Origin of the sequence: Ramlibacter humi (assembly GCF_004681975.1) — a bacterium.
Lineage (GTDB): Bacteria > Pseudomonadota > Gammaproteobacteria > Burkholderiales > Burkholderiaceae_C > Ramlibacter > Ramlibacter humi.
The window spans coordinates 20,710-34,219 of sequence record NZ_SMLK01000011.1 but is presented as its reverse complement, the minus strand read 5'-3'; the positions used below and the strand labels follow the sequence as shown (position 1 = coordinate 34,219).

At 70.9% G+C, this 13,510-nt stretch carries 13 protein-coding genes and 1 tRNA gene; 2 read left to right on the top strand and 12 right to left on the bottom strand.

Going from position 1 to position 13,510, the window contains the following annotated elements:
* Positions 1-14 precede the first annotated feature (14 nt).
* Positions 15-1,316 (bottom strand): ammonium transporter, encoded by a 1,302-nt coding sequence (locus EZ216_RS20380; RefSeq protein WP_439126750.1) that lies wholly within the window; start codon positions 1,314-1,316, stop codon positions 15-17.
* Positions 1,317-1,640: 324 nt separating this feature from the next.
* Here EZ216_RS20380 and EZ216_RS20375 point away from each other — a divergent pair, with 324 nt between their 5' ends.
* Positions 1,641-2,171, top strand: coding sequence for a DUF2946 family protein (locus tag EZ216_RS20375; RefSeq protein WP_135251638.1), 531 nt, complete (start codon positions 1,641-1,643; stop codon positions 2,169-2,171).
* Between the two features lie 28 nt (positions 2,172-2,199).
* On the opposite strand, the gene EZ216_RS20370 is transcribed toward EZ216_RS20375, so the two are convergent.
* The gene (locus EZ216_RS20370; RefSeq protein WP_135251637.1) at positions 2,200-3,087 is read right to left on the bottom strand and encodes a c-type cytochrome; all 888 of its coding nucleotides are present in this window, start codon (positions 3,085-3,087) and stop codon (positions 2,200-2,202) included.
* 128 nt (positions 3,088-3,215) lie between these two features.
* Here EZ216_RS20370 and EZ216_RS20365 point away from each other — a divergent pair.
* Positions 3,216-3,291: transfer RNA gene (locus EZ216_RS20365), tRNA-Arg, on the top strand.
* A gap of 18 nt (positions 3,292-3,309) precedes the next feature.
* Here the strand turns inward: EZ216_RS20365 and EZ216_RS20360 are convergent.
* The 10 genes from EZ216_RS20360 to EZ216_RS20315 are packed head-to-tail and all read right to left on the bottom strand — an operon-like array spanning position 3,310 to position 13,510.
* The gene (locus EZ216_RS20360) at positions 3,310-4,353 is read right to left on the bottom strand and encodes an NADH:flavin oxidoreductase (RefSeq protein ID WP_135251636.1); all 1,044 of its coding nucleotides are present in this window, start codon (positions 4,351-4,353) and stop codon (positions 3,310-3,312) included.
* Positions 4,350-5,243 carry an IclR family transcriptional regulator domain-containing protein gene (locus tag EZ216_RS20355; protein ID WP_135251635.1) on the bottom strand — a complete coding sequence of 298 codons (894 nt, stop codon included), beginning with the start codon at positions 5,241-5,243 and terminating at the stop codon, positions 4,350-4,352. The genes EZ216_RS20360 and EZ216_RS20355 overlap by 4 nt, the downstream gene beginning before the upstream one ends.
* A 13-nt stretch (positions 5,244-5,256) precedes the next feature.
* Positions 5,257-7,362 (bottom strand): acetate--CoA ligase family protein, encoded by a 2,106-nt coding sequence (locus EZ216_RS20350; RefSeq protein WP_205959725.1) that lies wholly within the window; start codon positions 7,360-7,362, stop codon positions 5,257-5,259.
* A complete protein-coding gene (locus tag EZ216_RS20345) occupies positions 7,359-8,870 on the bottom strand; it encodes an aldehyde dehydrogenase family protein (protein WP_135251634.1) in 1,512 nt (503 codons plus the stop codon). Before EZ216_RS20345 ends, EZ216_RS20350 begins: the two co-directional genes overlap by 4 nt.
* 1 nt (position 8,871) lies before the next feature.
* Positions 8,872-9,642, bottom strand: coding sequence for an enoyl-CoA hydratase/isomerase family protein (locus EZ216_RS20340; RefSeq protein ID WP_135251633.1), 771 nt, complete (start codon positions 9,640-9,642; stop codon positions 8,872-8,874).
* A gap of 2 nt (positions 9,643-9,644) precedes the next feature.
* On the bottom strand, positions 9,645-10,616 hold the full coding sequence (locus EZ216_RS20335; RefSeq protein ID WP_135251632.1) for a Bug family tripartite tricarboxylate transporter substrate binding protein: 972 nt from the start codon (positions 10,614-10,616) through the stop codon (positions 9,645-9,647).
* 14 nt (positions 10,617-10,630) lie between these two features.
* Complete coding sequence (locus tag EZ216_RS20330) at positions 10,631-12,295, bottom strand: thiamine pyrophosphate-requiring protein (RefSeq protein ID WP_135251631.1); 1,665 nt, start codon at positions 12,293-12,295, stop codon at positions 10,631-10,633.
* Complete coding sequence (locus tag EZ216_RS20325; RefSeq protein ID WP_135251630.1) at positions 12,292-12,681, bottom strand: Rid family hydrolase; 390 nt, start codon at positions 12,679-12,681, stop codon at positions 12,292-12,294. The genes EZ216_RS20330 and EZ216_RS20325 overlap by 4 nt, the downstream gene beginning before the upstream one ends.
* The gene (locus EZ216_RS20320) at positions 12,678-13,163 is read right to left on the bottom strand and encodes a MaoC family dehydratase (protein ID WP_239024462.1); all 486 of its coding nucleotides are present in this window, start codon (positions 13,161-13,163) and stop codon (positions 12,678-12,680) included. The genes EZ216_RS20325 and EZ216_RS20320 overlap by 4 nt, the downstream gene beginning before the upstream one ends.
* Positions 13,160-13,510 carry a MaoC family dehydratase gene (locus EZ216_RS20315; protein WP_135251629.1) on the bottom strand — a complete coding sequence of 117 codons (351 nt, stop codon included), beginning with the start codon at positions 13,508-13,510 and terminating at the stop codon, positions 13,160-13,162. Before EZ216_RS20315 ends, EZ216_RS20320 begins: the two co-directional genes overlap by 4 nt.

Here is a 13,510-nt window from a genome sequence, read left to right as displayed (position 1 = left end):
CGTCGTCAGGGTATTCAGCCGCCCAGCCGCTCGCGGTGCTGCGCGATGTCCAGGCCCGTCTGCTCGCCGTGCTCGTCGACGCGCAGGCCCACCAGCCACTGGGTCAGCAGCAACAGGAAAGCGGTGGCGAGCACGCTGTACAGCAGCACCGCGCCGACGCCGATGGCTTGCGTGCCCAGGTTGCCTTGCACGCCGGAGACGGTCTTGCTGGCCAGCACGCCGGTGAGCAGCGAACCGACGATGCCGCCGATGCCGTGCACGCCGAACACGTCGAGCGAATCGTCGGCGCCCAGCAGGCGCTTCAGGCCCGTCGCGCCCCAGTAGCAGGCGACGCCCGCGATGCCGCCGATCAGCAGCGCGGAGGGCGGCGTGACGAAGCCGGCCGCGGGCGTGATGGCCACCAGCCCCGCGACCACGCCGGAGCACAGCCCGAGCAGCGAAGGACGGCCACGCATCACCCACTCCGAGAACATCCAGGCCAGCGCACCCGCGGCCGCCGCGATGTGCGTCACCGCCATCGCGAGCCCCGCACGGCCATCCGCCGCGACCGCCGACCCCGCGTTGAAACCGAACCAGCCGACCCACAGCAGGCCCGCGCCCGTCATGGTGAGTGCCAGGCTGTACGGCTCGAAAGGCTCGCGGCCGTAGCCGCGGCGCGGGCCGACGAAGTACGCGCAGACCAGGCCCGCGACGCCGGCGTTGATGTGCACCACCGAGCCGCCCGCGAAGTCCAGCGCACCGAGTTGCGCCAGCCAGCCGCCGGGCTCCCACACCCAGTGCGCGATCGGCGAATAGACGAACAGCGACCACAGGCCCATGAAGAGGAGCAGGGCCGAGAACTTCATGCGCTCGACGATCGAGCCGACCACGAGCGCGGCGGTGATCACCGCGAACGTGAGCTGGAACATCGCGTACACCGACTCGGGCACGTTGGGCGCGACGTGGCTGACCATCACCTTGCCCGCGTCCTTGGCGTAGTCCATGCCGGCGAACCACAGGCGGCTGCCGTTGCCGATCCAGGGGTGGTTGGGCGTGAAGGCGAGCGAGTAGCCGGCCGCGAACCAGAGGACGCTGACCAGCGCGGCGATGGCGACGACGCTGGCCATGGTGTTGAGAACGCTCTTGCGGCGGACCATGCCCGCGTAGAACAGCGCGACGCCGGGCAAGGTCATGAGCAGCACGAGCGCGGTGGAGGTGAGCATCCACGCGGTGTCGGCGCCGTTGAGCGTGTCCTGCCTGGCCAACGATGGGACGTTGATGGGCGCGGGCATCTGTGCCCATGCGCCAGCCGTCGCCGCCGCGAGTGCCAGCGCCATGACGCACCGGCTTCTTGCCTCCAACCACCGCATGACGACTTCCTCATGAACTTCGACGCACCTCGCAACGCATAAGGCATGCCAGCAGAGCCGGCGCACCGAACTCAACCATGCAGGCACCGAGGCGGGTAACTCCCGATGCACTGCCGCGGTGCGAGGCCCTACAGTCGCGGCACTTGCATGCGGACAAGGTCCGCGGCAGGCGAGGGGCCGAGGAGACAAAACAAAACCACACAACGATTGCCGCGGCATCGTCGATGCATTCCCAGGGCGCCGGTCACACCGGCGCCCTTTTGTTTTGGTGCGCCGGATAATCGCGCGATGGTGGATGACATCGTCCGGCAGGCGATGGCCAAGTGGCCCAACGTGCCGCACTGCTACGGCTGGCTGGGCCTGGACGCCCGCGGCGCCTGGTACATGCGCGACGACCGCGTGCAAGCGGCCGGCCCCTTCCCGCGATCGCGCGGCGCTCTGCTGCGCCACGCCAAGCTGGTGGACTTCATCCACCGCAACTACGAGCACGACGCCGACGGCTGCTGGTACTTCCAGAACGGGCCGCAGCGCGTGTACGTGGAGCTGGAAGCAGCGCCCTGGGTCCTGCGCGTGGGCGCCGGCGGGGAAGTCGAAACGCACAGCGGCCTGCCCGCGCGACCGCGCGCAAGCCTGGTGGACGAGCAGGGCCGCCTGTTCCTGGACACCGACCGCGGGCTGGGCCTGGTGCACACGCTGGACATGCACGCGGCCGCCGACCTGGTGGAACAGGGCCGCTGGTCGCCGGAAGAAGTGGACTCGGCCGCGCTGCCCGCGCGCTTCGGCTTCGTCGCCAGCCCGGCCGAAAAAAAAGCCGGTCGCTGACCGGCTTTTTCTTCTGGGGCGAGGCGGCTTACTTGGCCGCGTTCACGATGTAGTCGACGGCGGCGCGGACGTCGGCATCCGGCGCGCTGGTGCCGCCCTTGGGCGGCATGGCGCCCTTGCCCTTGAGGGCCGCCTCGTACAGCTTGTCCTTGCCTTGAGCGATGCGCGGCGCCCAGGCGGCCTTGTCGCCGAACTTCGGCGCGTTGGCGGCGCCGGTGGCGTGGCAGGCGAAGCAGGCTTGCTTGTAGAGGGCTTCACCGTTGCCGGCGGCGGCGGCAGCGGGCGCGGCCGCCGGCGCGGCAGCAGCGGGCGCAGCAGCCGGAGCCGATGCGGCAGCCGTCGCGACGGCCGGGGCGCTGGCGCCACCCGCGGCAGCCTGCGCAGCGGGGCGCTGCGGCTCGGCGAACTTGGCGCCGGCGGCGTTGGCCATGTACGCCACGCCACGCGCGATCTCGGTGTCGTCGAAATCGCCGCCGCCTTGCGGGGGCATGGCGCCCTTGCCCTTCAGCGCGTGTTCGACCAGGGTGGCGAGACCCTGCTTGATGCGATCGCCCCAGGCGCCGGCATCGCCGAACTTGGGCGCACCGGCCGCGCCGGTGGCATGGCAGGCGGAGCACTGGGCCTTGAAGACTTCCTCGCCGCTCTTGAGCGGACGGTTGGCGTCGCGGATCTCGACGGTGCCGACCTTGCGGATGCGCTCGGCCACGCCGCGCTCGACGTCGGGCTCCGTGACGCCGCCCAGGGCATAGGACTCGGCCTGGGTCGTGCCGGCCGGCTTGTTCTCGGAAGAAACGTACGCGACCAGGCCCATGATGATGGCCACCGGCACGACGAAGGCGAGGAACACCGTCACCAGCAGTTGCTTGGGCGTCTTGATGGGGCCGGTGTGGGCTTCTTCCTGCGTGCTGTCGCTCATGGCGTCCTCTGGCTTTTCTGCGCTGGGCTGGTCAAAACAACCTTCGATTATAGAGGGGCGTCCCCCGCCCTCCTGCCCGGCGGCGGCCGGGCGCCGCCGATGGGCGATAATCCGTGCTCTTCGCGAGAGCGGCTGTAGCTCAGTGGATAGAGTATTGGCCTCCGAAGCCAAGGGTCGTGGGTTCGATCCCCGCCAGCCGCGCCACTTTCCCGCGCGCCCTGCCTAGAGCAGCGGCCGCCGCTCCATCCCCGGTTCGTAGGCGAGCACGTCTTCACCTCGCTGATTGCGGCGCAGCCAATCCGGATTCGCCAGCCAGGGGCGCGCCAGCGAGACCATGCCGCAACCCGTGCTGTCGAGCGCCGCTTCGGCATCTTCCAGCGTCTTCAGTCCGCCGTTGCCGATCACCGGCGTGCCGCCCACGGCCTTCGCGAGCGTGAGCGCGAGCGGCTCGCCCCAGGGCTCGGCCCGCACCAGCTTGCGCGTGGTGACGTGCAGGATGTCCACGCCGGCCGCGACCAGTTCGCGCGCGATCGCCTGCACCTCTTCGCGCCCGCCCGGCGGCTGGTAGGCGGCATCGTCCATCTTGTAGAGCGAGAAGTTCCACGACAGCGGCAGGCGGCCGACCGCGCCGCGCACTGCGCGCACGACGCGCAGCGGCAGCTTCAGGCGGCCGGCCAGATCGCCGCCGTAGGCGTCGGTGCGCCGGTTGGTGCTGGCGCTGAGGAACTGGTCGAGCAGGTAGCCGCGCGCGCCATGCAGCTCGATGCCGTCGAAGCCGGCCGCGCATGCGCGTGCCGCTGCGGCGGCGAAGCCTTCGACGATGGCGTCGATCTCCTGCCGCGTCGCTTCACGCGCCGATGCGTTGGGGATGCCGGTCTGCCAGGTCGACCCCGATGCCGCGCCTTCGCTGGCGGCCAGGTGCGATGGGTTCAGCCCCGGCTCGCACAGCCGGCCGCCATGCTGCAGCTGCGCGAACACCGTGCCGCCTGCCTCGTGCACGGCGTCCACCACGCGGCGCCAGCCTTCGACATGCGAGTCGCGCGACAGGCAGGGCTGCCGCCAATAGGCGCGCGCCGCGACGTCGTCGGTGGCGATGGCTTCGGTGATGACCAGGCCGGCGCCCTCGGCGGCGTACCGCGCGTAGTACGCGGGCATGTCTTCCGACACGCTGCCATCGTCGTTCGCCTGCATGCGCGACATCGCGGCCACCGCGATGCGGTTGCCGAGCAGCAGGCCCCGGAGCTGGAGTGGTTGCAGCAGCGTCATGTGGTGCGGCGCAACCGCTGCGCGCGGCCCATTCGCACCACGCGGCTCTTGGGCGCGCCGGCCATCACCAGCGACGAATTCAGCCGCTCGGCCGCGCGCCGCAGCCGAGGCAGCATCTGCTTGACGATGGACGCCTCGGAAACGCTTTCGCGGTTCAGGCTGACGTTCATCGCGGCCAGCACGCTGCCGTCCGGCTGGAAGATGGGCACCGACAGGCCGCTGATGTGCTGCTCGAGTTCGCCACTCACCCAGGCATGGCCCTTCTGCGCGGCGTCGGCCACCAGGCGGCGCAGCTTCGCCTCGTCGGTGATGGTGCGCGGGGTGTAGGGCTTGAGCTTCGCGTGCGCGAAGTACGCATCCAGCTGCGTGGCGTTCAGGCCGGACAGCAGGACACGCCCGGAGGAGTGGCAATGCAACGGCAGGCGCGAGCCGATGGTGACGCCCTGCGAGAGGATGCGATGCACCGGGATGCGCAGCACGTAGACCAGTTCGGTGCCGTCCAGCACCGCGATGCCGCAGGTTTCGCCCAGTTCCTCCACCAGGTTCTCCAGCACCGGTTCCGCGAAGGCCCACAGCGGCATCGAGGACAGGTAGGCATATCCCAGCGACAGCACCTTGGGCGTGAGCACGAAGTGGCGCTCGCCGTGGCGGGCCGCGAAGCCCAGGTCTTCCAGCGTCATCAGGATGCGGCGGGCCGCGGCGCGGGTGAGGCCGGTGCGCGCGGCCGCCTCGGCGAGTGTCAGCGCGTGCGCCTCGTCGTTGAAGGCCTGGATGATGGCCAGGCCCTTGGCCAGCCCGTTGATGAAGTGGCGCGAGCGCCCGGCTTCGCCGCCGTCTTCGTCCTCGCCCTCGTCCTGCTCCTGCGGCTTTGCGCGCACTGCCTTGGCCATGGCTGCTCCTGGGTCAAGCACCGGGCGCCAGTTCCACCAGCGCGTCCAGCGCCACCCATTGTCCGTCCGGCGTGGAGACCAGCGGATTCAGGTCCACCGAAGCGACTCGGCCCTGTTGCGCATGCAGCCATGCGCCCAGCGCCTGCCCCGCCTGCGCGAGCGCGTGTAGCGGCAGCGGCGCTTCGCCGCGCACGCCCTGCCACAGCGGCGCCATGCGCAGTTCCTGCAGCCGGTCGCGCAGGTGCGCGGCGTCGAACGGCCACACGACGGTGGCGACGTCCGGCATGGCCTCGACGTACTTGCCGCCATCGCCGGCCATCACGACCGCGCCGAAGCGGTCGTCCCAGCGCGCGCCGAGCACGACTTCGCGCGGGCCCTTGCACATGGAGGCGATCAGCACGCCGTCCGCCGGCAGGCCCTGTTCGCGGCAACGCGCCATCAGCGTTTCGAACGCGTCGCGCGCCTGCGCCTCGTTGGCCACGCCGAGGCGGACCAGGCCGTACTCGGTCTTGTGCGGGATCTGGGCGGAGCAGATCTTCATCGCCCACGGGCCCGGCACTTCGCGCAGCGCCGCGTGCAAGTCCTGCGCGGTGGCGCACAGCCGGTGCGGCACGGTGCGGATGCCGGCTTCCTTCATGAGCGCCAGGCTGTCGTGCTCGGACAGGAAGCCGGAAGCTCGCGGCAAGGTGGCGACGCGAGAGGCCGCGCCATCCAGCCGCGCCAGGCGGTTCGCTTCCTGCGCTGCCTGGTGGCCGCGCACCAGTTCACCGAGCGCGGCCATCGCATCCTCGTCGTGCGCGAAGCAAGGCAAGCCGGTGCCTTCGAATGCTGCGCGGGTGCTCGCGAGCGGACTGGCGATCACCACCGGCCGGCCGGTCCGTGCCGCGAATTCGCGCGCGTCCTGCCCGAAACGCGGCACGTCGTAGCCCTTGCCGGACATCGGCAGGCTGATGAAGTACGAGTCCGCCGCGTCGGCCTGCGCCAGCACCGGCAGCACCTGGCCGAACAAGCCGCTGTTGCTCAGCAGCGCCGCCGTCAGGTCCACGGGATTGGCATAGGCGGCGAAGTCGGGCAGCACGTCGGCCAGCGCCTGCTGCACCGGCGCTTCGAACGGCCGCATCACCAGGCCATGCCGCTCGGCGGCGTCGGCGGCCATGACGCAGCAGGCGCCCGAGTTGCTGATGGCCGCGACACGCGCGCCGGCCGGCCGCGCGGGCTGCAGCCACAGCCGCGCCGCGCGCACCAGCGAACGCATGTCCGGCACACGCACGATGCCGTTCTGCCGCAGGAACGCGTCGAGCACCTTGTCCTCGGTGGCGACGGCGCCCGTGTGGGAACTCGCCGCGGCCTGCCCGCGCGCGGACACGCCGGCCTTGAGCGCGAGCACGGGCACGCCGCGCTCGCGCGCCCGGGCGGCCGCACGTGCCAGCGCATCGGGGTCCGGCACCGATTCGATGTACAGCAGGATCAGCCGCACCTCGGGATCGCCGGCGACGGCCCAGGCGAAGTCCGCCACGGTGAGGTCGCACTCGTTGCCCGTCGCATGCGCGTGCCGCACGCCGATGCCTTCGGCGCGCAGGAACGCGTAAGGCACCACGCTCATCGCGCCGCTCTGGCTGACGATGGCGACGGGCCCGATTTGCGGCGGCACTTCGCCGATCAGCGTGGCGAAGCTGGCGATGGTGCCGGTGGCGAAGTTCACCGTGCCTTGCGTGTTCGGCCCCACCAGCCGCATGCCGTGGGCACGCGCGATGTCGACCATGCGCTGCTGCGCCGCGCGGCCCTCGTCGCCGGTTTCGGCGAAGCCCGAGGAAATCACCACGCCCAGTTTCGTGCCGCGGCGCGCGCAGGCTTCCACCGCCTGCACCGCCGCTTCACCCGGTACGGCGATGACCGCCAGCTCGGGCGCGGCGGGCAATGCCGCTACATCCGGGTAGCAACGCAAACCCTGCACTTCGTCCCGTTGCGGATTCACCGGCCACAGCTGGCCCGCGAATCCGTTGGCGCGCATGTACTTGATCGGCCGGCCGCCGATCTTCTCGGGGTTGTCGGAAGCGCCGATGACGGCCACCGACGCGGGCGAGAACGCGGCCCGCACCCAATCCACTTCGCTCGTCACCGACGCCCTCCTTGCGACATCTCGGCCTTGTCGGCCAGGTCGATCCACACCGATTTGCTGCGCAGGAAGTTTTCGATGCCCGCGCGGCCCGATTCCTTGCCGAACCCCGATTGGCCGTAGCCGCCGAAAGGGCTGGTCATCATTTCCGGCGTGCGGCCCCAGCGGTTGACCCACACCGTGCCCGCCTTCAGCCCGCGAGCCGCGTGCAGCGCGGTGTTGACGTCGCGCGTGAACACCGCGGCCGAGAGGCCGTACACCGGGTGGTTGGCCAGCTTCAGCGCATCCTCGGGTGCACCGAAACGCTGCACCGCGAGCACCGGGCCGAAGATTTCCTCGCGGTGACCGGTCATGCCCGGCTGCACGCGATCCAGGATCGTGCCCGGGTAGTAGCAGCCGGCCTGTTGGCGCGAGGGCTGGCCGCCGCACACGAGCGAGGCCCCCTCGTCCACCGTGCGGCGCACCAGCTCGTCGATGCGGCGCCACTGCCGCTCGCTGATGATGGGCGGCATGGAGGTGCCGGGCGACCAGGTGGGGCCGGCCACGAGTTCCCGCATGCGCGAGGCGATCCTCGCCAGCAGGTCGTCGGCGACGCGTTCGTCCACCACCAGGCGCGAGCCCGCGTAGCAAAGCTGGCCCGCGTTGCGAGTGATGCTCCAGGTGACGTGGTCGGCGACCAGGTCCAGCTCGCCGCAATCGGCGTGGACCACGGTGGCGCTCTTGCCGCCCAGTTCCAGCGCCACCGGCTTGATGTTCGCGGCCGCGGCGTCGGCCATGATGCGCGCCCCCGTCGCGGTGGAGCCGGTGAAGGTGACGTACGCGACGTCCGGGTCTTTCACCAGGGCCTGCCCGGTGACCGGGCCGGTGCCGTGCACGACGTTGATGACGCCGTCGGGCAGGCCGGCTTCCGTCGCCAGCTGCGCCAGCGCCTGCACCGACCAGGGCGTGAGCTCGGAAGCCTTCACCACCACCGCGTTGCCGGCAGCGATGGCGGGCGCGAGTTTCCAGGTGGCCAGGAACAGCGGGAAGTTCCACGGCGTGATGACGCCCACCACGCCGTACGGCTCACGCAGCACCAGCGACAGGCGGTCGTCGCCGCTGGCGGTCACCTGGCCTTCCAGCTTGTCGGCATATTCGGCGTAGAAGCGCAGCCACTCGGCGACGGCGGGCACGTCGGCCCCGCGCGCCTCGTGGAAGCAGCGCGAGGACACCACCGCCTCCAGCCGCGCGAGGCGGTCGCGGTCGCGGTCCACCAGGTCGGCCCAGCGGCGCATCCGCTGCGCGCGTTCGCGCGGGCGCAGCTTCGCCCAGGCCTGCTGGCCGGCCAGCGCGGACGCCACGGCGGCGCGCACGACGCCGGCGCCCGCCTCCATCACGCGGGCATGCACGGTGCCATCGGAAGGCCGCGTGACGTCGAGCGCGGCCACGCCGTCGTCCAGCTCGCGGCCGCCGACCCAGTGGCCGGAAGGCACCGCGACTTCAGCGGGATCGAAATGCGTCAGGCGGTCCATCTCAGTTCCATCTCGGCATGCGGCCTTCGCGGTAGGCGGTCATCGCCTCGGCGAAGTCGGCCGAAGCGAGGCCCGAGCGCTGGTGCGCGAGGTATTCGCGCAAGGCTTCGTCGTAGTCCATGCCGACCATCGCGCGCATGGCGCGCTTCGTGGCGCGGGTGCCGTAGGACGACAACCCGACGGCGCGGTCGATCCAGCGGGCGAAGCCCGCGTCGCGGTCCGCTTCGTCCACCAGCGCCGTGAGCAGGCCGATGCGCTGCGCTTCGGCGCCGTCGATGGAGTCGCCCACCAGCGCCAGGTCCAGCGCGCGGCCCAGGCCGATGAAGCGCGCGAGGCGCCACACGGACAGCCCCGGCAGCAAGCCTTCGCGGCCGGCGGGCAAGCCCAGCTGCGTGCCGGGCGTGGCGATGCGCAGGTCGCACGCGATGGCCAGCTGCACGCCCGAGCCCAGCACGTGGCCGTGCAACAGCGCCACCGCGATCTTGTCCATCGTCTCGACGATGCGCAGGCACTCTTCCCAGAGCGCGAAGTTGCGCTCGTCCAGGTGGCCTTGCGACAGTTCCTTCAGGTCGATGCCCGCGCAGAACGCGCGCCCGTTGCCGCGGAACGCCACCACGCGCACCTCGTCGTCGCAGGCGGCGTGCGTGAGCGCGGATTTCAGGTCCCATTTGCTCGGGTAGTCCTGCGCGTTCAGCCGGTGCGGCCGATTGAGCGTGATGGTGGCGACTCGGCCTTGCTTCTCGTACAGCAGGTTCGGGAATTCCAGTTTCATGTTCAGTCTGCCTTTGCACCGGAGCGGTCGACGACCTGTTTCCACTTGCGCGATTCGTCGGCGATGAGCGTGGCGAACTCGGCACGCGTGTTGCCTTCCACCTCGACGCCCTGCGCGACCAGTTCGGCGCGGAAGGTGCGCTCGTTCAGCGCCTTCACGATCTCCGTGTTCAGGCGGTCCAGGATGGCCGGCGGCGTGGCGGCCGGTGCGACGAAGCCGAACCAGGCGGTGGCGTCGAAGCCCCTGACGCCGGCTTCCGCGAGGGTCGGCACGTCGGGCAGCAGCGGATTGCGGCGCGTGCTGGTGACGGCAAACGCCCGCAGCTTGCCCGCCTTGACCTGCGGCAGCGCCGTGGGCAGGTTGTCGAACATCATCTGCACGTGGCCGCCCAGCAAGTCGTTCAGCGCCGGCGCGCTGCCCTTGTACGGGATGTGCTGCATGTCGACGTTGGCGAGCATCTTGAACATCTCGCCCGACAGGTGCCCGCTGGTGCCCGAGCCCATGGACGCGAACGACAGCTTCTTCGGGTTGGCCTTGGCATAGCGCACCAGCTCGTCGACGTTGGCCGCCGGTACCGCCGGGTTGACCAGCAGCACGTTGGGCACGCGGCCGACCATGGTGATGGGCGCGAGGTCCTTCTCCGGATCGAAGCCCAGGTTGGGGTAGACCCACTTGTTGATGGACAGCAGGCTGACCGGCGCGGTGAGCAGCGTGTAGCCGTCGGCCGGCGCGCGGGCGACGAACTGCGCGCCCAGGTTGCCGCCGGCGCCGGGCTTGTTCTCCACCACCACGCTCTGGCCGAGCGCGGCGGTGAGCCTGGCCGCCACCATGCGCGCGATGATGTCGTTGGTGCCGCCCGCGCCGTACGGCACGATGATGGTGATCGGCTTCGATGGCCAGGTGCCCTGGGCCGCGGCACCGGCGGCCACGAGGCAGCCGAGAAGGAAAGCGAGAATCCTGCGCTGGATCGACATGTTGGTCTCCTGGTTCAGCTGGTGCGCTCGTAGGCGATGTCCACCAGCACGTTGACGACGGCCTGGCGCTTTTCGTGCCGGACCGCATGCGCCGCCCGCTCGATGGCGCTCGGCAGTTCCTCGGGATGCTCGACCCTCAGGCCGAGCCCGCCGCTGGCTTCGACCAGCTTCTCGTAGTCGGGCGATGGCTCCAGCGTGGCCAGCAAGGGCTCGGGCCGGCGCGCCGCGGCGCCGTCGCGGTACATCGACAGCGTGGCGCGGTGCACGGCGGCCCAGCGGCGGTTGTTGAACACCACCGTCACGAACGGCAGGCCGCGCGCCGCGGACACGAAATGCGCGGGCGTGGGGTTGCCGAACATGTAGGTGCCGTCGCCGACCGCCGCGAAGGGCACGGCGTCGGGCCGCTCCAGGCGGAAGCCCATGGCCGCGCCCATCGCCCAGCCCAGGCCGCCGGCCGGGCTGTGGCAAAAGTAGCGGCCGGGCACGTCCAGCGACAGCTCTTCGAGCGCGAAGGTGTATTCGTTGAACAGCACGCCGTCGTCGCCCAGCACCTGCGAGATGCAGCGCGAGACAGCACGGTTGTCCAGCGACTTGCCCACGGGCTTGTCGCGCATGGCGCGCCAGCGCTCGTGCGCTTCGCGCATCCACGGGCCGCTGCGCGGATCGCCTTCGCAGCGCGCGTGCAACTGCGAGAGGATGGCGGTGGTGTCGCCTTGCAGCGTGAGGTCGGAACGGAATCCGCGCATGGGGTAGTCGGCGCACAGCGGGTCGATGCCCATGTGCACGATGCGTGCCGACGAAGGCGGCGCGGCATGGTCCGGCACCCAGGGCACGTCGGCGTCGACCACCAGCACGAGATCGGCATCCGGCAGCAGCGGGCCGGCGTCGTAGCCCGCGTGCGCGGGCGAGGAGCACGGCAGGCTGAGGTAGCGCGGGCGGTACTGCACCACCGGCACCTGGCGCTGCTCGGCCAGGCGCGTGAGGGCCTGGAAGCCTTCGGGCGTGCGGCCGGCGTCGGCGGTGACGATGAGGGGCCGCCGCGCTTCGGACAGCCAGCGCGCGGCGGTGGCCAGGTCGTCGCCGGCCGGCAGCCCCGGGCGCGCGGGCGCCTGCCGACCCTGGCCGGCATCGCGCACCTGCTGCGCCGGCGCGGCAAGCACTTCGCGCGGCAGGACGAGGTAGACGGGTCCCTGCGGCGACGATTGCGATAGCGCGAGCGCGCGATCCACCACCGCTTCCACTTGCGCGGGGTCGCGCAGCTCGTACTCCCACTTCACCAGCTCGCGCAGCATGCCGGCCTGGTCGTACATCTCCTGCGCCCAGTTGATGTAGTTGTTGCGCGCGCCGAGGCGGCCGTGTTCCAGCACCGGCGTGCGGCCCGCCGTCAGCACGATGGGGACGTGCTGGCGCGCGGCGTTGAACAGGCCGCACAGCGCATTGGCGGTGCCCAGGCCGACGTGCACCATCACCAGTTGCGGCGCACCGGTGGCAAGCGCGGCGCCATAGGCCATGCCGATGGCCACGTTTTCGTGCGGCACCAGCACCGGCTCGATGCCGGTTTCGCCCGCCGCCATGGCCTCGATCAGCGGCGGGAAGTCGGTGCCGGCATTGCCGAACAGGCGGCGGATGCCGTGCTCGCGCATGCGCGCGAGGTAACGAGCGGCGACGGAAGCCGTCATGCGCGGTTCCCCAACCAGGCGGTGGCCCGGATCTCGATCAGCGCGCCGGGACGCACCAGTTCGCTCACCTTCACGCCGGTGGCGGCCGGGTAAGGGCCGCCACCGAACACTTCGCGGCGGACGTCGGCGGTCTTGTCGTAGCCATCGAACGTCGTGACGTACTCGACGGTCTCGATGACGTCGGCCAGCGTCGCCCCCGCTTGCGCGAGCACGGCGGCGAGCTTGCCGTAGATGAACCGGGCCTGCCCGGCGAGGTCGTCGCCGACGATGCGGCGCTGCTCGTCCACCGCGGTCATGCCGGACACGAACAGCAGCGGGCCCGCACGCACGGCAGCCGAGAAAGTGGAACGGCCGGGCAGCGGGTAAGCGTGGAGCTCGGGGTTCATGCGGCGGCCTCCTCGCGCGAGAAGCGCAGCATGAACTGGTGCTGCACCGAAGCCAGCAGCTCGGCGCCCCGTTCCACCTTCACTTCGAAGGCCGCGACGCAGCGGTTGCGGCTCTTGGGCTGGATCTCCAGGACCGTGAGCGACACGTCGACCCTGTCGCCTTCGTACGCGGGCGAGATGAACCGCGCCTGGGTGCCCAGCATGGCGACCATGCTGTCGTGCAGCTGCGCGGAAAGCGGCGTGGCGCCCAGTGCGGTGATGGCCACCAGCAGCAACCCGTGCGCGATGGGCGCGCGCAGGCCATGCGACTTCGCATAGGCCGCGTCGTAGTGCAGCGGGTGCGCGTCGCCGCTGACGGCGGCGAACCCCTGGAACACCTCGCGCGTCAAGTGCACCTGGCGCCGTGCCATGACCGTGCCGGGCACCAGGTCGGCGCCGGCCAGCTGGGGCGGCCCTTCCGCCGGCAGCAGCGGATGGATCACGCGCCGGCCCCGTCGTCCAGCGTGGCGGAGCCGACCATCGCGACTGCATCGCCGGAGCTGGCTTCGAGCTGGCCGCCTTCGTCCAGTTGCACGCGGAACGAATCGCCCGGGCACGAAGGGCCGACCCACTTGGTCTTCAGCCGGCCTCGCGTGAGCCAGTCCTTGCCGTGCTTGCGCGCACCCAGGTCGGCGCCGAAAGCGGTCATGTGCGGACCGTGCAGCAGGGTGCCGCGAAAGCCGCGCATCAGCGCGTACGCGTGGTCGTAGTGGATGATGTCGTTGTCGCCGTTGATGCGGCCGTACCCGTCGATCTTTTCCTGCGTGATGGGGATCTCGCGCTTGAACAT

Bases quoted from the DNA above. Each gene is read 5' to 3' on its own strand.
- EZ216_RS20315 (WP_135251629.1), bottom strand. From the start codon at position 13,510: ATGTTCAAGCGCGAGATCCCCATCACGCAGGAAAAGATCGACGGGTAC.
- EZ216_RS20370 (WP_135251637.1), bottom strand. From the start codon at position 3,087: ATGAGCGACAGCACGCAGGAAGAAGCCCACACCGGCCCCATCAAGACG.
- EZ216_RS20325 (WP_135251630.1), bottom strand. From the start codon at position 12,681: ATGAACCCCGAGCTCCACGCTTACCCGCTGCCCGGCCGTTCCACTTTC.
- EZ216_RS20335 (WP_135251632.1), bottom strand. From the start codon at position 10,616: ATGTCGATCCAGCGCAGGATTCTCGCTTTCCTTCTCGGCTGCCTCGTG.
- EZ216_RS20330 (WP_135251631.1), bottom strand. From the start codon at position 12,295: ATGACGGCTTCCGTCGCCGCTCGTTACCTCGCGCGCATGCGCGAGCAC.
- EZ216_RS20360 (WP_135251636.1), bottom strand. From the start codon at position 4,353: ATGACGCTGCTGCAACCACTCCAGCTCCGGGGCCTGCTGCTCGGCAAC.
- EZ216_RS20355 (WP_135251635.1), bottom strand. From the start codon at position 5,243: ATGGCCAAGGCAGTGCGCGCAAAGCCGCAGGAGCAGGACGAGGGCGAG.
- EZ216_RS20345 (WP_135251634.1), bottom strand. From the start codon at position 8,870: ATGGACCGCCTGACGCATTTCGATCCCGCTGAAGTCGCGGTGCCTTCC.
- EZ216_RS20380 (WP_439126750.1), bottom strand. From the start codon at position 1,316: ATGGCGCTGGCACTCGCGGCGGCGACGGCTGGCGCATGGGCACAGATG.
- EZ216_RS20340 (WP_135251633.1), bottom strand. From the start codon at position 9,642: ATGAAACTGGAATTCCCGAACCTGCTGTACGAGAAGCAAGGCCGAGTC.